Below are 17,198 nucleotides of genomic sequence, written 5' to 3'. Positions count from 1 at the left end.
GGCATTGTCGGCGCAGACGCTGAACAAAAAGTTCTATGGTGAACTTGCCAACTGGTTCTTCTGGTCAACGAAGATCGTCGAATTTCCGGCTGCAGTTCGGGCGCGCGAGAACGAGACGACTGAAAAGGCCAAGAGGGAAGCCTTTGAGGCGCAGAACCAGATCGCGGTCATTCGGCTGCTCACCCGGCTAATCTTTGTCTGGTTCATCAAGGAAAAGGGATTGGTGCCCGATGCGCTGTTCGATCAAGTCGAACTCAAGGCGTTATTGAACGAAGACCCGGTTAGCCAGCGCGACAGCAGCACCTATTACAAGGCCGTGCTGCAAAACCTGTTCTTCGCCACGCTCAACACCGAAATGTCGGAAAACCGGGATTGGCGCACCAAGGGCACCGGCGGCGGGCTGGACGGGCAATATCTCATCCATACAGTCTATCGCTTCCGCGATGCCTTCCGCGAGCCGGACAAAGCACTCTCCTTGTTCAAGCAGGTGCCCTTCCTCAACGGCGGCCTGTTCGAGTGCCTCGATCGGCAAGTGTCCGTCCGTGATCTGGAACGCAACCCAGAGCTGAAGAAGCGCCTCGTCAAGGAGGGCAAACATGATGTCATCCGCATCGATGGCTTCTCCGAACGCCCMGAAAATCCGCTGAAAGTTCCAAACAAGATTTTCTTCGCAGCCAAGGAAAAGGTCGATCTCAACGCAGACTACGACACTAAGGGGAAGACCTATGAGGCCGATGGCCTGATCGAACTGTTTTCCCGCTACAAGTTCACGGTCGAGGAAAACACCCCTGTCGAGGAAGAGGTCGCGCTCGATCCTGAACTGCTGGGCAAGGTGTTCGAGAACCTGCTCGCCAGTTACAATGCCGATACCCGCACCACAGCGCGCAAGAAGTCCGGTTCATTCTACACCCCGCGCGAAGTCGTCGATTACATGGTCGATGAGGCGCTGGTCGCGCATTTTGAGCGGCGTTTGGCCGCAGCGCCGGCAGAGCCGCCGCATGGCAAGCCGCGCCAGCAGGCTCTGGACATGGCGATGCCCGGCGAGTTTGATCTCACCAGGCCTGCCGGCGGCCCGACCAGCGTGGCGGCAGAAACGGGCGATCTCGGCAAGCGTCTGCGCAATCTTCTCTCGTTCAAGGAGAGCGGCAATCCGTTTTCAAGCGTCGAAACGGACCGTTTGATTGCTGCCATTGATAGCCTCAAGGCGCTGGACCCGRCTTGCGGTTCCGGCGCATTTCCCATGGGCCTGTTGCAGAAGCTCATCCATGTGCTGCACCGGTTGGACCCGGACAATGCCCGCTGGAAGGCACAGAACCGCAGGCCGCTGGAGCAGAGCCTGAAGGCGGCCCATGCTACTGTGAACCCGTCTGACAAGGAACAGCGGATCGAGGAAGCGGAATTAGCCCTTGCCAAGCTCGACCGGGATTTCTCCGATGCCAACAGACCGGATTACGCGCGAAAACTCTATCTCATCGACAAGTGCTTGTTTGGCGTCGATATCCAGCCCATCGCGGTTCAGATCGCAAAGTTGCGCTTCTTCATCTCGCTTGTGGTGAGCCAGAAGATTGATTTCGACAATCCGGACAACCTCAACATCACGGCGCTGCCCAACCTTGAAACCAAGCTTGTTGCCGCCAATAGCCTGATCCTCATCGAGCGAAAGGCACAAGCCGATCTGTTCCGCAACACCAAGATCGCCGAGAAAGAAGCCGAACTGCGAGTAATGAATGGGCGCTATTTCTCCGCTCGCAGCTCAAAGAGCAAGCTTGCCCGGCGCGAGAATATAGGCGCGCTGCGCGATGAGTTAGCTGAGCTGCTAAAGTCGGACCATGGCCTTTCCGAGCAAGATGCCAATCAGATGGCGGCATGGGACCCGTTTGACCAGAATGCTGCAGCACCTTTTTTCGATCCAGAATGGATGTTCGCTCTTGAGCAGCCGAAAACTGCGGCGACAGCCTACTCTTATCGCGTCGGACCGTTCGATTTGGTCATCGGCAATCCGCCCTATGTGCGGCAGGAGTCGATCAAAGAGCAGAAGCCGCAATTGCAGAAATTTTATGGTGCGAAGGATCAGAAAGGCAATGTGCTTGGCGCGTATGCCGGCACGGCTGATCTGTTCGTCTATTTCATCCAGCGCGGCATTGAGCTGCTCAACCCCGGAGGGGCCTTCGCCTTCATCACCTCGAACAAATGGTATCGCGTCAAATATGGCACGAACCTGCGCGGCTGGCTAAACCGGCACACGCAATTGCGCCGCGTCGTGGATTTTGGCGATGCGGAAGTATTTGATGCCATCGCCTATCCCACCATCATCATTGCCAACAGGCGCGAGGTGCCGGTGCCTGCCCCGGGCGACAAAGATGTGGTGCGCGTGATGAACTGGCCAGCGAATTTGACGCGTGAGGATATTCCCGGCTTCCCCAAACTGGTGGATGAGATCGGCTTCGACATGCAGCAGAAAGCGCTGGCTTTGGATGGCTGGCAGCTGGAGCCACAGGCCAGGCGCGGGCTGCTGGAGCGCATACGCGCGGCGGGCATGCCGCTCAAGGAATTTACGTCCTCGCGTGTCTTCCGTGGAGTTACTACTGGTTACAACAAAGCCTTTGAAATTACCGCATCTCAACGAGAAAGGTTGCTGCAAGAGCACGCTAGTTCGGATGAGATAATCAAACGCTACATACGCGGTGCTGAGGTGGAGCGTTGGCGCCTTACGAGTAAAGACGAATGGATTATATTCACCCGGCGTGGAATCGACATCAACTCCTACCCGGCGATCAAAAAGCACCTTCAGGAGTTTCGAAACAAACTGGAACCAAAGCCTTCAAGTTGGAACGATGAAAAAGACGGCATTTGGGAGGGTAGGAAAGCAGGTTCCTATCAATGGTTTGAGATTCAAGATAACGTCAACTATTGGGAAGAGTTTGAATCTCCAAAGCTGCTATCGACAAAAATTTCGTTTCGACCGAGTTTTTCCATGGATCGTCAGGGGTATTACCCTGCTAACACGGCCTATTGCATTCGCACCGGTGAATTCTCAAACTATCTCGCAGTGGTACTGAATTCCAGCATTTCCGAATATTATTCACGTAAAGTGTTTGCGGGAAAACAAGGAGGCTTCTACGAGGTTCAGCCTGATGGGCTTGAGGCTTTTCCAGTGCCCCGTGTTGCAGGACTGGCGGCTCGGCTCTTGAACGAGATCGACTACAGTTCAATTGCGATCTCCGATAACCGCGTCGAGCAACTCCTCAACGGCTTTGTCTACGAGCTCTTCTTCAAGGACGATCTGCATGCCCGCGGCCTGACCCTTTTCGACGAGGCCGAACGTGCCGGCCTCGGCAACCTCGTCGGTCTTGAAGGCGCGGAGCTGGAGAAAGCGGCGGAAAGCTTCGCCGCCACCCACCTCGTACCCGGCGCGCGTCTTCGGATCATGCTCTCCGACCTCGCCACTCTCGACGTCGTCCGCATCATCGAGGGAAGGGAATGAGTGTCGTAGCCCCGCCAGTCGCCGCAGCCATCACCGAGCCCGTTAGAGCCGCACCCGCTGTTGCGGCTCCTGCCATAAACACGCCAAAGATCAAGAATTTCACCCTGTGCGATTTCCGGGCCTTCGCGGGCCCAGAACCCGTAACCTTCAAGCTCGACGGCAAAAACCTGCTGATCTACGGCGAAAACGGCGCGGGCAAATCATCGGTGTTTCACGGGCTGGATGAGTTCTTCTCTGCTGCTCAACCGAATGCGCAGGCCCGCAAGAAGCGGCTTGCCGAGCTCGAGAACATCTTTCCGAACCGTGGCAAAGGAAACGTATTCTTTGAGGTAACTTTTGAAGGCGATGCCACGCCAGTACGTTGGGATGGTCGTGGTCACCCTGCAGACACTGGCGGATACCCGGCAAAATCCGCTGACTCGCGCGTTGTGAATGCTGCTTTTCGTAAGGCCATGCTGGACTATAGATCTCTGCTAAATACCAATTACCAGCACGGGAATGGCGAGGTGAACCTGTTCACTGTCATTGTCGACGTATTGTTGCGCGATTACCCTGTAACCCATGATGGGAAAGAGTCGCGGCTAATAACGGTATGGGAGCTTTTGAATGGGCTTCCGAAAATCCGCAAGGGTTGGGACTACAATCTTACGCGGATGTCCGCGCTTTGCAGCGGGATAAATGCTGCGCTAGATGAGGCGCTAAAAAACTTAGTGCCACGGGCCAATGTGATCCTCGCCAAATTGGGCTGGGATGATGTTTCACTTGAACGTTTCGAAATGAGCGGCCTTAGTCCACATTGGGCCCACCAAATCCGGGACCGAAAAATCGGAGGACAGCGCCTTGTTCCGATTCTGAATTTCAATGGTGTAGCGCTTGATCGGCCACCTCAGACCTTTCTAAATGAAGCGAGGCTTTCTGCCCTCGCATTGGCGATCTATTTCGCGGGACGACAGATTTGTGCCGCGACGCTACAGGCTGATACGCCACGGTTAATCGTCCTCGACGACGTTCTTATTGGGCTCGATCAGTCGAACCGTTTACCAGTTCTTGATTTGCTGGCTGACGACTTCAAGGATTGGCAAGTTGTGCTACTAACTCATGATCGAGTCTGGTTCGAGATGGCGCGCGCATACCATCGGCGACATAAGGCCGATCAATATTGGCGGTATGCAAAGATTCATTCAAACGACGATCATTTGCATGCACCATCTGTAACTGCAGTTGATTCCAGCGCTGCAAGTGAAGCTTTGGCCGATGGCCGTAATTTCCTCAAAAAGGGACATGTGAATGCTGCCGGAAACTATGCTCGTATAGCTGCCGAACTCGCACTACGCGAATTCTGCGAGGTTAAGAAGGTTGAAGTAGCCTATCAACAACTGCCAGACAAAACACCTGCTAGCGACCTACTGAAAGCCGTGAAAGCATTTAGCAAGAAGGCTAATGGCGCGTATGACGCTCCTCTCGGGGCGATCGAAATGTATACGGGCATACTCTTCAATAAACTTTCACATGGTGGCGTTCCATCAGTCACACAACATGAAATCAAAGGCGCATTTAACGCCGTTGACACATTGCTGTTCGCCCTCAAAGTGGTCCCGACGGGCGCCAAGCAAAATAGCCCCTGAGGTCACCCCATGTCCGACATCAAACTCTTTCGCATCGGCCAGGGCAGTGTCTCCGAGCTTTCCGGCACGACGGATACGATCGAAAAATCCTTGCAGACGCTGTTCGAGAAGAACCTCGAAGCGCTGCTTGGTGTGCGCTTTCTGGCCAGCGAATTTACCACAAGCACCGGCGCCCGGATCGATACTTTGGGGCTCGACGAGAATGGCTGTCCGGTGATCCTCGAATATAAGCGTGCCCAGAACGAGAATGTCATCAACCAGGGCCTGTTCTATCTCGATTGGCTGATGGACCACCGTAAGGACTTTCAGTGGTTGGTGCTGGAAAAACTTGGCAAGACGGAAGCTGATACCGTCGATTGGTCAGCGCCGCGCCTGATTTGCATTGCCGGCGACTTCAACAAATATGATGACCACGCCGTCAAGCAGATGCAGCGCAACATCGAACTGATCCGCTATCGCCGCTTCGGCGGGGATCTCCTGATGCTTGATCTCGTGGCGGTGACATCGGTAAAGGGCGCATTTGTCGAGCAGAAATCTTCGGGCGGCGGTGAGCCGGGGCCGGCATCAGGGAACAAATACAAGACAATTGGCACCGTGATCGAGGAACTCGACACCGGCATGCGCGACCGCTACGAAGCGCTCCGCGCCTATCTGCTGGCCTTGGGCGACGATGTGCAGGAAACCACGCTACGCTTTTATATCGCCTTCAAGCGCATCAAAAATTTTGCTTGTATCGAATTTCGCCCAACGACCGGTCGAATCAACGTCTTCGTGAAGGTTGACCCCACCACCGTGACGCTGGAGCCGGGATTCACCCGCGACGTCTCGAACGTGGGGCATTTCGGCACCGGCGACCTAGAGATAACCCTCGCCAAGCCCGAAGACCTCGAAAAAGCTATGCCGCTGATCAAGCAAAGCTATGAAAGCTCGTGAATGTCCAAGAGGCCGACAGGCCTTGAGATAAGCCGATCGAAGCACTGTTCGACAATCGACATTTCCTTTCCTACCCGCCTATGACTTCGTGTAAAAATCACTCGGCGCTCTGGGTACAAAACCCACCGTAAATCCAAATAGGCGGCCAATTTTTGTCAATGTTTCGAGCGTGGGGTTCGCGGTCTCAGCTTCGATCTCGGCGACTTGGCGCCTGGTGAGGCCGACTATTTTCGCAAACTCTTCCTGACTCAGGCCGATACCTCTGCGCAGATCCGCAACGCTTCCAGGCAACCGGAGATCGCCACTATACGCCCGCTCTGCAAACCCTCGCCTATTCTCAAGGATTTCATCTTTCGTGGGCTTTTTCCAGCGAGACATACGTCAATCAGAGCTGGCTCGGGAAATCTGAACAGGGGGGATAAGTGGAATTTCTGCCTGACTTCGGCTTAGATGCCGGGAACAGGAGAGACCATGACGAGACGACCGCGCCGGAACCATAGCCCGGCTTTCAARGCAAAAGTGGCGCTCGCCGCCATYCGAGGCGAGCAGACGCTGGTGGAATTATCCCAACAGTTCGACGTGCACGCCAACCAGATCAAACAGTGGAAAGACCAGTTCCTTGAGGGGGCGACAGGCGTTTTCGGCGATGAAACGAAGGCGGAACCAGCGGGTCCAACCGTTGATGTCAAAACGCTGCACGCCAAAATAGGCGAACTGACACTGGAAAACGATTTTTTAGCCGGAGCGCTCGGCAAGGCGGGATTGCTGGGCGGAAAGAAATGATCGACCGCGAGCACAAGCTATCCGTGGTGCGCCAGGCGAAGCTTCTCGGCTTCAGCCGGAGCAGCGTCTATTATCTACCTCGTCCAGTGCCAGACGGCGAACTTGCCCTGATGCGCCGGATCGACGAACTGCATCTCGAATACCCGTTTGCGGGAAGTCGGATGTTGCAATGGCTTTTGAAGGGAGAAGGGCTGGAAGCTGGGCGGCTGCACGTCGCCACGCTGATGAAGAAGATGGGCATCGAGGCGATCTATCGCCGCCCAAACACCTCAAAACCAGCACCTGGGCACAAAATCTATCCCTACCTCCTGCGAAAGCTGGCGGTCACTCGGCCCAACGAGGTGTGGGCGATGGACCTGACATATATTCCGATGGCTCGCGGCTTCGTCTATCTCTGCGCCGTCGTGGACTGGTTCAGCCGGAGGGTTCTGTCGTGGCGGCTGTCGATCACCATGGAAGCAGCCTTCTGCATCGAAGCGGTCGAGGAGGCGCTGGCTCGCTATGGCAAACCCGACATCTTCAATACGGACCAGGGATCGCAGTTTACCTCTGTCGACTTCACGGCGGTGCTGAAGAAGGCGGAAATCGCCATCTCGATGGATGGCAAGGGTGCGTGGCGGGACAACGTGTTCGTCGAACGACTCTGGCGTTCGATCAAATACGAGGAAGTCTACCTCCACGCCTACAAGACTGTGTCCGAGGCCCGCGCTGGCATCGGCCGATATCTAAACTTTTACAACACCAGACGCCCACATTCATCCCTTGACCGGCGGACGCCGGATCAGGCCTACTTCAACGCGCTGGCACCAATGATGGTGGCGGCATAATCGAGGCGGAAATCCACTTAGCAAAACGCCCGAAACTGTTCAGACAAACMGAGCCACCTCTATCATCCTCGGGCGTAGCAAGCTTGAGATCGATCACGAGGCGGTCGAGATCGTGATAGACGCGCCCAGGAAGCCGCCGACCTTTAGTTTCAGCGTGACCCGCTAGGCGCATTAATTGACCCTTTCAATGGTTCAAATATGCATGTTTTCAATTTATTCAACCCATCAAAGTGGGTTGAATAATTGTCGTCAGAACTGCCAGCTACCGAAGCGGTCATTGAAGCTTCTAATCCTCCGGCTGACCATTTTCCGGCCACGCAACGCATTGCCGCAAGCGAACAGCATCAGCGACAAGCTCAGCACAGGGTTCACCCATGCGTCGGAGCCGCTGTTTGCATCGAACAAGATGAGCAAGACAGCTCCCAACGCCGCGAAGAAAATCATTCCGAAATCGTATTGCTTGGAAAGGCTCGTGAGCCGGGCAGAATGCTGAGCGTAGCGCAACTGCCTTGCCAATTTCCGTTTTTCGGATGCCAGTTGATCGCGCTGGCGGCCAAGCACGTATACGCCCTGCATTATATGCTCTTCGAAACTCGATTTACTCATATCGCTGACCTCAGATATTTTTCTGCAATTTCCTCTGTGAATTCGCCGTGTTGTTCGGCGTAGTCGATCAGGAACCGGATGAGCTTCAAGCGCTTGTCTGGTTCCACCTGACAGCTTTCCCTTGCGATGAAAGCGTCAACCGCTCCCGTGACATGGTGATACAGATCGACGGTGTCCCGATTGTACGGGCTTCCTTCCCCCGTGAGCATCCACACGGGGTTCACATTGAATTTGACATGCAGAAGCCGAAGAAGTTTTGCCGGGATCTCGCGATTTCCCCGCTCGTAGGTGTTGTAAGCGCTTTGCGACACCTCAAGCGCCTCGGAAAAGGGCACCTGCTTTAACCCGGAATCCTTCCGGATTTTCCCCAGCCGCTGCCCCATCGCCTCCATGAATCCATCTTGCATCGAAATATCTCAAATGCGATAAAAATGTTGCGTCCAGCGCGATTATATGATTCGTTCTGTCTCGTGTCGAATTATCTCTATGGAGTTGAGCAGTTATGCAATCTCAGCTTTTATCACCGAAGCAATTGGCTGATCGTTCCGGATGGCCGGTCGCTCGCATCCGGAACCTGATCGCCAAGCAGGAAATCCGTCATGTCCGGATTGGCGGAAGCCTGTTCCTGCCGGAAAACGCCGTGGATGAGTATCTTGCTGCGAATATGGTCGAGCCCAGGCAGAAGGCTTTGGCGCTTGCTGACAACGCCTCCAGAGCGTGAGGAGCGGCATATGAAGCAGCAAGCTGAAACGTTAGCCCCGCGACCGCTATACAAATTCGCGGTCAGCCGCGTCCGTGCGGCGGAGCTTCTGGATGTCTCGACGGGGACCTTTGACGACTGGGTCCGCCGTGGCCTTATGCCGAAAGGCGTGAAGATCGGCGCGTTGCGCCGTTGGGATGCCGAGGAAATCAGGGCGTCCTGGTACGACATGAAAGAACAGGGCTTGAGCGGAGACGAAGACGATGGCGAAAACCCGTTTGATTACGCGGTCGGGTAGTCAGCGCGTCCCCTTCAAATATTGCTCGCGGGATATCGATCGGCACGGCAACGAACGGTTCTATCTCCGCCTGCCAGGAATGCCGAAGTACCGGATGACGTCTGCCTATCTGAACGAGGCGGGCAGCGTCACCCGGGCATTTACCGAGGAATATCATCGCGTGCTGGCCGGCGATCGTGGTGAAAAGACGGTCCCGATTTCAAGACTGGAGCCCGGCTCGGTTCGCTGGCTTGTCGAGACCTATTATCGGTCCAAGGCATTTCAAAGCCAGTCTCCGGCCACGCAGAAAGACAAGAAAAGCGTTCTCAATCGCTATTGCAGCAATGTGGGCGAACTCCCCTTCAAGAAGATTCGCAAATCCGACATCGAAGCCAGTCAGATGAAGCGCAGCGGCACGCCGGGCGCGGCCGACAAGCTGGTGAAGTATCTGAAGGCACTGTTCAATTGGGCTATCAGCGCCGAGTTCGCAACCTTCAATCCCGCGAACGGCGTCACCAAAATTCACAAGTCGCCCGGCTTCCACACCTGGAGCGAAGCGGAGTTGGAGCGCTATCGCGCAGCCTATCCGTTCGGCTACATGGCCCGGCTCGCAATGGAACTGATGCTGAATTTGGGTGTAAGACGCTCCGACCTCGTCAAACTCGGCTGGCGCAACTTGGTTGCCGACCGCATCGAGTTCATGCCGGAAAAGGGTTCCGGCAAATATGCACAGTCGCTTAGCTTGCCCGTCACAGACGAGCTACGCGAGGCGCTGGACGCGATCACGCACGATCAGCCGACTTTCCTTATCACCGAATACGGCAAGGCGTTCAGCGGGAACGGCTTCGGCAACAAGATGCGCCAGTGGTGCAACGATGCCGATTTGCCGGAATGCTCGTCGCACGGCCTCCGAAAGGCGTCCGCGACCATCCTCGCCGAGGCAGGTGCGACCGAACATCAGTTGATGGCGATCTTTGGCTGGTCTGATTCCAAGATGGCGCAGCACTACACCAAAGCCGCCCAATCCAAGCGCATTATTGATGCCGGTTTCGAGCGCCGCAAAACCTATGTGGCCCGCAAAAATGTCCCACTTTCATCGAACCGGAATTCCGGTGAGACAAATCGAGGAAAAAACGATGGAAAAACAACGTCCGAAGACAGAAATGGTGGGCCCGGAGGGACTCGAACCCCCAACCAAGCGGTTATGAGCCGCCGGCTCTAACCATTGAGCTACAGGCCCGGCACCCATGGTGCGGTCAGCCGGGGCAATGGTACCCGCAGCTTTTGTCCGCTTAACGCAAATCCGGGATAGTCACAAGCCATGAGCGCAAGCATCTGTGGACGACGTATATTTCCGGTTTGCCTCTGGAACCTTGGCGCGCGGGCTACATTTACTGCAATCAGGCTAGATCTGAAGAGGGCAATCGCAGAATGGTGGCTTCCCAGGGTGCCGTGGTGCTCATCGTCGAAGATGAGCCGCTGATCAGGTTCAATATTCTGGATGTGCTTGAAGAAGTGGGGCATGTGGCGCTCGAGGCGGGGAACGCGGATGAGGCAATGGTGCTTCTGAAAACCCGCAACGATGTCGATGTCCTCTTCACCGACGTCAACATGGCCGGTTCGATGGATGGCATTCAGCTTGCCAAGCGGGTGAGGGCAATGCGGCCGAATATCGGCATCATCATCACCTCGGGAATGGTGCGCCTCGACCCCATGTCGCTGCCGGCCAACACGGCTTTCCTGCCGAAACCCTATCAGCACGAGGCCTTGATCACGACGATTGCTTCCATGATCCGATAGCACCCTGAAGGCTCAGGGCTCGCCGGTGACGGCGGCGGGGTGGGAACGCCCGTTGTCTGTTGCGGCTTCGGTTCTTCGATCTGTTTGCGAGCTTGTTTACTGGCCTCGGTGTCTCGTTGCCGCGCAGTTGGGCTTCAGCATCGCTCCAGTGGCGCATCTTGACCTTCCGGCCTGCCTTCCTCATCCCAGCCTGCCTTCCTCTTCCCAGATTGCGTAGACGCGCTCGCGCACGCGGTCCTCGTTCCGGTCCGTGATGTGCCTCGCGTGGATTTTCGAATACCGATAAAACCGGCTGGGGATCGGATATTTGAACGGCGCAGCCGAACCTGAAGGGGAGGTCTGCTTCAGGCCCGGCCGCTGCCTCTGGAAACCGTCAATTATAGCTGCTCTTCAGCAGATCGTTTTCCTGATGCGCCTTCTTCTCATAGATCGTGAAGAGAGCCATCGAGAGGAGATAGGAGAGGAAGGGATCTCCCATCTGCGTGGCGATATCGCGGGATGCGAGGATATGTCGTTCCAACGCGCCGATATCTTTTTGCACGGTGGTTTCGCTCAAGCGGTTCATGCTGCCATCTCCAGGAATTGGGTCACGACGGAACGCGTCGGGACATAGCGGGTATAGAGGGGGGTATCGATGCCGAGGGATGCACGCATCCTGTCCTGCACACGCTCGGAAACTTCGAAGGCGCCGCAGCAGACCGGATATTTGCCGTAGCCATCGGCGCGGCCGAGTTCGTCAACCTCGGCGCCGGCACGTTTGTAGACGCGCTTCAGATGCGGTTCGTAGTTGGAGATCATGGTGTGAATGCCGTGATCGAGGGCGCATTCGCAGAGCGCAAGCAGGAGCATGGAGAAGGCGCGGCCGGCATCGACATCGGGAAAATCGGCGGATATCGCCTCTTCGTCGATGCACATGCGGGTGCCTTCCCAGATGCCGGGCGCGACAAGATTGGCTGCCTGCGGGAAGGTTGCGCGGAAGACGTCGTAAAGGAGGGTCGGTCCGGTCGTCGGCATCAGGCGCATGCCGCCGTAAAGGCGGGTGCGGGTTTCGTTGCACCAGACGAGATAGGCCGGGCAGAGCGAGTCGTAGCTGTCGCGCTCGAAGGGGCCGATTACCGGAACGTTCCAGCCAAGGGTGTCTGCGAAGACCTTCTTGCGCAGGCGGAACATCTGGTCGAGTATGAAAGCGTATTTCTGATACTCATGTGCCTGAATGATAACGAACATTTTTCCCTCCAGCGTGTTGGGTTCGTGAGGGCAGAATGGTTCAGGAAGACGGGCTCGGAAATTCCCACATATGGGTGCCCACAGATGGACCCCCGCATATGTGGGGGTCGCATGGACGATGGACATCAACAGGTTGTACCCGGTCTTGCCGGGCGCAACTCTTAAGGCCGAATTTTGGGGCAGGTCAGGGATTGATGATGCGCAACTGCACGGCCCGCGACGCAGCTGCGGAAATGGTGGCGCAGCCGAGCTTGAAGCGGGCGGTTTTCAGATAATCGCGGGTCGTGTGCTCGGAAATGCCGAGGATGACGGCGATGTCCTTGTAGTCCTTGCCGAGCGCGGTCCAATGCAGGCATTCGATTTCGCGCGGAGAAAGTGCCGGCACCGGGTCGTTCTCGCCGTGAAGCTCGTAGATGGCCTTCCGATGAACCATATGAGCGATCTCGATCCACTCATTGCGATAGAGCTTGACCATAGCGGTCCAATCATCGAGCGGAATGCGGGCATTGATCGACAGCAGCGCCCGGCGCTGCGCCTTGTCGGCAACGGGGATCGAATAGCCGTTGCCGCCGATCCCGTGCTTCTGGGCGTCGACCAGCATGGCATAGGCTTCCGGTGTCGGCTCCACCTCGCTCCAGTCGAAGGGCAGCTGGCGCTCGAAGCCCTGTTTGACGATCGGATCGACCTTTACATAGCTGTTGAGCAGATAGCGCGACACCCAGGCATCCGGATAGGTCGTGCGCACGAAAGGGGCGTCGATCTTTGCCGCAATGGTCTGAGCCAGGTGATAGGTGACGTAGTCGACGGCGTACTCCGCCTGGAAAATGCGGATGGAAGTATCGACATTGGCTGCAGCCTTGATCTGTTCGAAAACGGATTCGAACTTTTGCGAATAGCTATTTTCCGTCATCGTGCCGCCTGCCTCAAACCGTTCAATCCTACCGCGAGGAATGTCAAAAATACAAGGTATCCCCACATATGCGGGGAATGACTTTTCCAGACCCGTCTGTTAGCGCCTTTTTCGGGGAGGCTCCAGATGGACAGCAAGAGAACTTTCGACATCGCCGAATGCCATCAGGCAGCCAAAGGGCTGAAATCCAGCTGGCAGGACATGGCCGGCTCCGAGGCGTTGATCCGCGCGCTCGTCGCCGAACGCAATGGYGATACGTTGCTTGCCTTGTTCTGGACAGAGGTTCACCGGACGCTCTGCGAAGAGAAATAATCGCTCCTTTACAGTTAAATCAGTCACGAAATCATCTTCGATGAACCGTCACTGGTCGCCCGATGGGCGCGACCATTTTGGGGCCGGTTTCACCATGGGATAATCGGCCGCCCTGACATCGAGGATGCCGAGATCGATGATGCAGTCCTCGCCTTGTCATAGCTCATCGTCGCGTCAACGCGTGTAGTGCCCGAGGGAATACCGAAGGGCACGTAGAAACAGGGATCGTTCGCCTGATCGGAATGCGTGGCATGGACGGTGAATTCGGTCATGAAGCGGCCATCGGCGAAGGTTCGGATACGTCGTGTAAAGCAGCAAGATGACAGGCATATCGCGAACGTATCTCACCGGCCATCAGAGCAGATGGCATATGAACACGTCTTCACATTTGTCGCCAGTTAATTGGGGTCACGCACCACAGGCAAGGTATGTGAAGCCTGACCCCGCAAAATATCCAGCATATTCCAGCATATCGCCCAAATATGCTTGACGGATCGTTAGCGCGGAGCGCAAAGGTGCTTGTGGAAACGGTTACACAAGTGCCGCTGTATCATATTGGGAGGGATGGCCGGTATTGCGTGTTGAACACACAGCGCCTTGCGCTGAGACCGCGTAAAAGCCGCTCGATAGCGGCAAGACCGGCCCAATGGAATGCAAATGACCGAAAAGCGCGTGCATCTGGTCTTCAAKACCCATCTCGACATCGGCTTTACGGACCATGCCGAAAAAGTCCGTCGTCAATATCATGAACGCTTCATCCCGCAGGCGATCGAGACCGGTGCGCATTTTTATGCCGAAAACCCTGAAGAGCCGAAGTTCATCTGGACAACAGGCGCGTGGCTGATCTGGGATCATCTGAATTCACGATCGCCTGCCGAGGTCGCGGCCCTGGAGCAGGCGATCGAACGCGGGCTCATCCGGTGGCACGGGCTGCCTTTCACCACCCATACGGAGCTGATGTCGCCTGATCTGTTCCGTGCCGGTCTTTCCTATTCGCAGGAGCTCGACCGCCGTTTCGGCAAAAAGACGATTGCGGCGAAGATGACCGACGTTCCCGGCCATACGCTCGGCATGGTGCCCTTGCTGGCCGAGGCCGGCTTCCGCTTCCTGCATCTCGGGGTCAACACGGCTTCGCCGACGCCTGAGGTGCCTGACGTTTTCCGCTGGCGCGCGCCTGACGGCGCTGAAGTCGTCGTCATGTATCAGCGCTCCTATGGCGAGACCTATTTCCCCGAAGGTTTCGATGACGGGCTGAGCTTTGCCCACACGCAGGACAATATCGGTCCGCAGAGCGTGCCGCAGACGGCGGAAGCCTATCGCGACTTGCGTCGTCTCGAGCCTGGGGCGATCCTCCGCGCGGCGACGCTGGAGGATTATGGCGCGATCCTCTGGGAGGAGCGGGAGCGTTTTCCGGTGCTGGAGCTGGAGCTTGGCGACAGCTGGATCCATGGCAGCGCCACCGATCCCTTGAAGACGGCGAAGTTCCTGGCCCTGCAACGGCTCTATGACCGCTTTGCCGGCGAGGGGCTCAATGCGCGCAGGCTCGCCTTCGGCCGCGGGCTCGCCATGGTGGCGGAGCACACGTGCGGAGTGGATATCAAATCCTATCTGCGCGACGACAAGGCCTGGGCAAAAGCCGATTTCAACGCCGCGCGCAAAACCGATTACCGTTTCGCCTATACCGAGGCGTCATGGGACGAGCAGCGCGGCTATATCGATCAGGCCGTCGCCGAACTCGATGCCAAAGATCAGCATGAGGCGCAGGCCGTGCTTTCAGAGCTTTTCGCGCCCGCGCTCGTCGGCAGCGCGAGCCGCGACACCCGCCTGAGCGCCGGCGGCTGGTCGATCGAGCTTGATGAGCTAACCGGTGATGTCACAGCGCTCACGTCACCGCGGGGGCGGCGGATGGCTGGCCGTGCTGGCTCGCTGATCGCCTATCGCTATGAGAGCTATGACGCTGCCGACGTTGCCAGGCATATGGACAGCTATCTCACTCACCGGCAGGAATGGGCGGTGCTGGATCACGACAAGCCGGGGCTTGGCCGTTCGGGCGCTGCGCTCTCGAAGGTTTTTGTGCCTCATCTCGAGAGTGCAGGCGAGGGAAGCCTGTTGCTGTCCATGGCGGCCGAAGCCGTCGAACGGTTTGGCGCTCCGCGGCAGCTAGCGATTGAATTCTCGGCCGATGGTGAGGCCTTGCAACTGCGCCTTTCGCTGCGAGACAAGGCGGCGAACCGCATGCCGGAGGCAAGTTTCCTGTCTTTTACGCCCGAGGTCGCAAAGGACTGGGCTTTCAGGAAAATGGGTCTCTGGCACCAGTCCGGAAATTTCGCCAGATCCGGTGGAGGCCAGCTTCAGGCGGTGACTGCAGTCCGTGGCGAATTCGGCGTGTCCAACGGCGCGCTCGTCGTCGCGCCCTTGGATACGCCGCTGATCGCGCCGCAGAACTGGGATTTCATGAGTTTCTGCAGGGGCCTGCCGGATTTCGAAGAGGGAATCCGCTTCAACCTGCACAATAATAAATGGGGAACCAACTTCCCGATGTGGTGGGAAGGTGATTTCTCCGCCCGTTTCCGGATCAGTTTGGAATAGCCGCGCTTTTACCCGGCCCGTGACAGCTTTTGGCGCTGGTTGCTGAAAGCGGCCGGCTTAGGTGGTTTCGGCGCTTTCGGGCGAAATTTGACGAGAACTTCGTTGCCATCCGTCGAGGCACGCGTGCGCTCCAGTCTCTCGCGTTCGGCCGTCRCCTGAAGCCAATGCTCGGAATCGCGGCCATTCGGCCTGCCCTCCGCTTCCCAGATCGCATAGGCTCGCTTGCATATCCACTCATGCCGGGAGGTGTTGCTCATCGTTTCGTCCTTCTTGCGCCGATCTTTTCCCTCGATTCCACACGATTGGCCTCCCGCCAAAGGCGGATATCTCAAGCTGATCTTGTGAATGAGCCGGCATTGCCGGCATTCCGATGGGGCGGCATGGCGTTACGCCATGCTTACCGGAAGAACGATTTCACCTGACATGTGTTCCCGACATATTCTGTGAAATTTCCTCCAGGGAGCCGCGGAGGGAGACGCATTATTCAGAGCGTGAGCGCTCGCTGTTGGCTTCGTCGTGTTTGACATTCCAGTCCTTGCGAGACTTCTGGCCGGGCGGGGTGCGATGGATGGTGGCWTCATCAGAATGGGTGATGTCGCGCGGCTTGGCGCTGGAGACGCCGCTGTTGCGGCGACCCTCTTGCGAACGCGCGAACTGTCCTTCGGCGTCTTTGTGGATTTTGTCTTTGCCGCTCACGATCGTCTCCTACTCGCGCATGCTATCAGGCTGAACAGGCGGACGCCGCTTGGCGGCCATCAGCAAGTCCAGTTCGACGGAAGACGGACCGAAGCGGGTAAAGAGGCTTTCGGCCTGTTCGTTCTTGAGGCCGTATTTGGCGGCGAATTCGTGAAGACTATACGGGCGGCCACGCAGGGTGCGGCTGCGTCGTTCGGGTTGGTGAATTTGCGTCATTCTKATCTCCCCAGACTACTTGCTGAGGCACAACCAGTCAGCACGTTAAAGGTTCCAAATCCGGTCTTTCCGATGCCGTCCTACAGGCGAAATACCGGTTTAGCGTGTCTCGACAGCAAAAAAACGCCGGCAAGTCTCAATGAATTTCAATCGGTTAGAAGATGCGGTACGCAAGGCGGTCAGAAATGGCTTTATCACGCCCGTGTTACTCTA

At 56.7% G+C, this 17,198-nt stretch carries 19 protein-coding genes, 1 tRNA gene and 1 pseudogene; 10 read left to right on the top strand and 11 right to left on the bottom strand.

The features are described 5' to 3' along the window. From AC1D35_RS26920 to AC1D35_RS26910, 3 genes are all read left to right on the top strand, one after another. Nucleotides 1–3,484 (top strand): Eco57I restriction-modification methylase domain-containing protein (locus AC1D35_RS26920; protein WP_477940956.1); only part of this gene is annotated, 3,484 nt, incomplete at its 5' end. Next, entirely contained in the window at nucleotides 3,481–5,109 is a 1,629-nt protein-coding gene (locus AC1D35_RS26915; protein WP_477940954.1) for an AAA family ATPase, read from the top strand. The genes AC1D35_RS26920 and AC1D35_RS26915, both read left to right, overlap by 4 nt. 9 nt (nucleotides 5,110–5,118) lie before the next feature. Then, nucleotides 5,119–6,042 carry a DUF5655 domain-containing protein gene (locus tag AC1D35_RS26910; protein ID WP_477940952.1) on the top strand — a complete coding sequence of 308 codons (924 nt, stop codon included), beginning with the start codon at nucleotides 5,119–5,121 and terminating at the stop codon, nucleotides 6,040–6,042. A gap of 78 nt (nucleotides 6,043–6,120) precedes the next feature. Here AC1D35_RS26910 and AC1D35_RS26905 read toward each other — a convergent pair whose 3' ends face one another. Beyond that, a complete protein-coding gene (locus tag AC1D35_RS26905) occupies nucleotides 6,121–6,420 on the bottom strand; it encodes a helix-turn-helix transcriptional regulator (protein ID WP_477940950.1) in 300 nt (99 codons plus the stop codon). 93 nt (nucleotides 6,421–6,513) lie between these two features. Between AC1D35_RS26905 and AC1D35_RS26900 the strand changes: the two genes are divergently transcribed. Continuing rightward, nucleotides 6,514–7,652, top strand: a protein-coding gene (locus AC1D35_RS26900) for an IS3 family transposase (RefSeq protein ID WP_477940948.1) whose coding sequence is annotated in 2 segments (ribosomal slippage) — nucleotides 6,514–6,781 and nucleotides 6,781–7,652 — 1,140 coding nt in all. Because the reading frame shifts where the segments join, the coding sequence is not laid out codon by codon here. A 249-nt stretch (nucleotides 7,653–7,901) separates the two neighbouring features. On the opposite strand, the gene AC1D35_RS26895 is transcribed toward AC1D35_RS26900, so the two are convergent. Next, nucleotides 7,902–8,228, bottom strand: a complete 327-nt coding sequence (locus AC1D35_RS26895; protein ID WP_477940946.1) for a hypothetical protein — start codon at nucleotides 8,226–8,228, stop codon at nucleotides 7,902–7,904. A 26-nt stretch (nucleotides 8,229–8,254) separates the two neighbouring features. Next, on the bottom strand, nucleotides 8,255–8,665 hold the full coding sequence (locus AC1D35_RS26890) for a helix-turn-helix domain-containing protein (protein ID WP_477940944.1): 411 nt from the start codon (nucleotides 8,663–8,665) through the stop codon (nucleotides 8,255–8,257). 95 nt (nucleotides 8,666–8,760) lie between these two features. Here AC1D35_RS26890 and AC1D35_RS26885 point away from each other — a divergent pair, with 95 nt between their 5' ends. The 3 genes and pseudogenes from AC1D35_RS26885 to AC1D35_RS26875 all read left to right on the top strand — a co-directional run. After that, on the top strand, nucleotides 8,761–8,979 hold the full coding sequence (locus AC1D35_RS26885; protein WP_477940943.1) for a helix-turn-helix domain-containing protein: 219 nt from the start codon (nucleotides 8,761–8,763) through the stop codon (nucleotides 8,977–8,979). A 10-nt stretch (nucleotides 8,980–8,989) separates the two neighbouring features. Further along, nucleotides 8,990–9,256, top strand: coding sequence for a helix-turn-helix transcriptional regulator (locus AC1D35_RS26880; protein WP_477940942.1), 267 nt, complete (start codon nucleotides 8,990–8,992; stop codon nucleotides 9,254–9,256). Continuing rightward, nucleotides 9,222–10,199 (top strand): annotated as a pseudogene (locus AC1D35_RS26875) (site-specific integrase); the annotation flags it as partial. The gene AC1D35_RS26880 and the pseudogene AC1D35_RS26875, both read left to right, overlap by 35 nt. Nucleotides 10,200–10,399: 200 nt before the next feature. On the opposite strand, the gene AC1D35_RS26870 reads toward AC1D35_RS26875, so the two are convergent. Further along, a tRNA-Ile gene (locus AC1D35_RS26870) sits at nucleotides 10,400–10,475 on the bottom strand. Between the two features lie 191 nt (nucleotides 10,476–10,666). Between AC1D35_RS26870 and AC1D35_RS26865 the strand changes: the two genes are divergently transcribed. Continuing rightward, nucleotides 10,667–11,035, top strand: a complete 369-nt coding sequence (locus AC1D35_RS26865; protein WP_113300033.1) for a response regulator — start codon at nucleotides 10,667–10,669, stop codon at nucleotides 11,033–11,035. Between the two features lie 373 nt (nucleotides 11,036–11,408). Here AC1D35_RS26865 and AC1D35_RS26860 read toward each other — a convergent pair whose 3' ends face one another. The 3 genes from AC1D35_RS26860 to AC1D35_RS26850 form a co-directional block, all read right to left on the bottom strand. Continuing rightward, complete coding sequence (locus tag AC1D35_RS26860) at nucleotides 11,409–11,600, bottom strand: hypothetical protein (protein WP_007824152.1); 192 nt, start codon at nucleotides 11,598–11,600, stop codon at nucleotides 11,409–11,411. Then, nucleotides 11,597–12,262 carry an acyl-homoserine-lactone synthase gene (locus tag AC1D35_RS26855; protein ID WP_113308028.1) on the bottom strand — a complete coding sequence of 222 codons (666 nt, stop codon included), beginning with the start codon at nucleotides 12,260–12,262 and terminating at the stop codon, nucleotides 11,597–11,599. The genes AC1D35_RS26860 and AC1D35_RS26855 overlap by 4 nt, the downstream gene beginning before the upstream one ends. A gap of 184 nt (nucleotides 12,263–12,446) precedes the next feature. After that, entirely contained in the window at nucleotides 12,447–13,172 is a 726-nt protein-coding gene (locus tag AC1D35_RS26850) for a LuxR family transcriptional regulator (RefSeq protein ID WP_113300035.1), read from the bottom strand. A 126-nt stretch (nucleotides 13,173–13,298) separates the two neighbouring features. Here AC1D35_RS26850 and AC1D35_RS26845 point away from each other — a divergent pair, with 126 nt between their 5' ends. Beyond that, a complete protein-coding gene (locus AC1D35_RS26845; protein ID WP_113300036.1) occupies nucleotides 13,299–13,484 on the top strand; it encodes a hypothetical protein in 186 nt (61 codons plus the stop codon). Between the two features lie 89 nt (nucleotides 13,485–13,573). On the opposite strand, the gene AC1D35_RS26840 is transcribed toward AC1D35_RS26845, so the two are convergent. Beyond that, nucleotides 13,574–13,756: a hypothetical protein gene (locus AC1D35_RS26840; RefSeq protein ID WP_162748444.1), complete on the bottom strand. Its 183-nt coding sequence runs from the start codon at nucleotides 13,754–13,756 to the stop codon at nucleotides 13,574–13,576. A 385-nt stretch (nucleotides 13,757–14,141) separates the two neighbouring features. Between AC1D35_RS26840 and AC1D35_RS26835 the strand changes: the two genes are divergently transcribed. Further along, complete coding sequence (locus AC1D35_RS26835; protein WP_477940941.1) at nucleotides 14,142–16,073, top strand: DUF5054 domain-containing protein; 1,932 nt, start codon at nucleotides 14,142–14,144, stop codon at nucleotides 16,071–16,073. Nucleotides 16,074–16,081: 8 nt separating this feature from the next. Here the strand turns inward: AC1D35_RS26835 and AC1D35_RS26830 are convergent, their stop codons facing one another. The 3 genes from AC1D35_RS26830 to AC1D35_RS26820 form a co-directional block, all read right to left on the bottom strand. Next, on the bottom strand, nucleotides 16,082–16,330 hold the full coding sequence (locus AC1D35_RS26830) for a DUF2934 domain-containing protein (RefSeq protein WP_477940940.1): 249 nt from the start codon (nucleotides 16,328–16,330) through the stop codon (nucleotides 16,082–16,084). 223 nt (nucleotides 16,331–16,553) lie between these two features. After that, on the bottom strand, nucleotides 16,554–16,769 hold the full coding sequence (locus tag AC1D35_RS26825) for a hypothetical protein (RefSeq protein WP_477940939.1): 216 nt from the start codon (nucleotides 16,767–16,769) through the stop codon (nucleotides 16,554–16,556). Between the two features lie 9 nt (nucleotides 16,770–16,778). After that, nucleotides 16,779–16,985, bottom strand: coding sequence for a hypothetical protein (locus tag AC1D35_RS26820; protein WP_113300040.1), 207 nt, complete (start codon nucleotides 16,983–16,985; stop codon nucleotides 16,779–16,781). Nucleotides 16,986–17,198: the final 213 nt, after the last annotated feature.

Source organism: Rhizobium sp. P1_E6 (assembly GCF_056405875.1).
The sequence above is the reverse complement of the archived record's forward strand: the minus strand, read 5'-3'. Positions and strand labels throughout refer to the sequence as shown.

Bases quoted from the DNA above. Each gene is read 5' to 3' on its own strand.
- AC1D35_RS26860 (WP_007824152.1), bottom strand. From the start codon at position 11,600: ATGAACCGCTTGAGCGAAACCACCGTGCAAAAAGATATCGGCGCGTTG.
- AC1D35_RS26820 (WP_113300040.1), bottom strand. From the start codon at position 16,985: ATGACGCAAATTCACCAACCCGAACGACGCAGCCGCACCCTGCGTGGC.
- AC1D35_RS26890 (WP_477940944.1), bottom strand. From the start codon at position 8,665: ATGCAAGATGGATTCATGGAGGCGATGGGGCAGCGGCTGGGGAAAATC.
- AC1D35_RS26885 (WP_477940943.1), top strand. From the start codon at position 8,761: ATGCAATCTCAGCTTTTATCACCGAAGCAATTGGCTGATCGTTCCGGA.
- AC1D35_RS26895 (WP_477940946.1), bottom strand. From the start codon at position 8,228: ATGCAGGGCGTATACGTGCTTGGCCGCCAGCGCGATCAACTGGCATCC.
- AC1D35_RS26850 (WP_113300035.1), bottom strand. From the start codon at position 13,172: ATGACGGAAAATAGCTATTCGCAAAAGTTCGAATCCGTTTTCGAACAG.
- AC1D35_RS26880 (WP_477940942.1), top strand. From the start codon at position 8,990: ATGAAGCAGCAAGCTGAAACGTTAGCCCCGCGACCGCTATACAAATTC.
- AC1D35_RS26855 (WP_113308028.1), bottom strand. From the start codon at position 12,262: ATGTTCGTTATCATTCAGGCACATGAGTATCAGAAATACGCTTTCATA.
- AC1D35_RS26905 (WP_477940950.1), bottom strand. From the start codon at position 6,420: ATGTCTCGCTGGAAAAAGCCCACGAAAGATGAAATCCTTGAGAATAGG.
- AC1D35_RS26910 (WP_477940952.1), top strand. From the start codon at position 5,119: ATGTCCGACATCAAACTCTTTCGCATCGGCCAGGGCAGTGTCTCCGAG.
- AC1D35_RS26915 (WP_477940954.1), top strand. From the start codon at position 3,481: ATGAGTGTCGTAGCCCCGCCAGTCGCCGCAGCCATCACCGAGCCCGTT.
- AC1D35_RS26865 (WP_113300033.1), top strand. From the start codon at position 10,667: ATGGTGGCTTCCCAGGGTGCCGTGGTGCTCATCGTCGAAGATGAGCCG.
- AC1D35_RS26840 (WP_162748444.1), bottom strand. From the start codon at position 13,756: ATGACCGAATTCACCGTCCATGCCACGCATTCCGATCAGGCGAACGAT.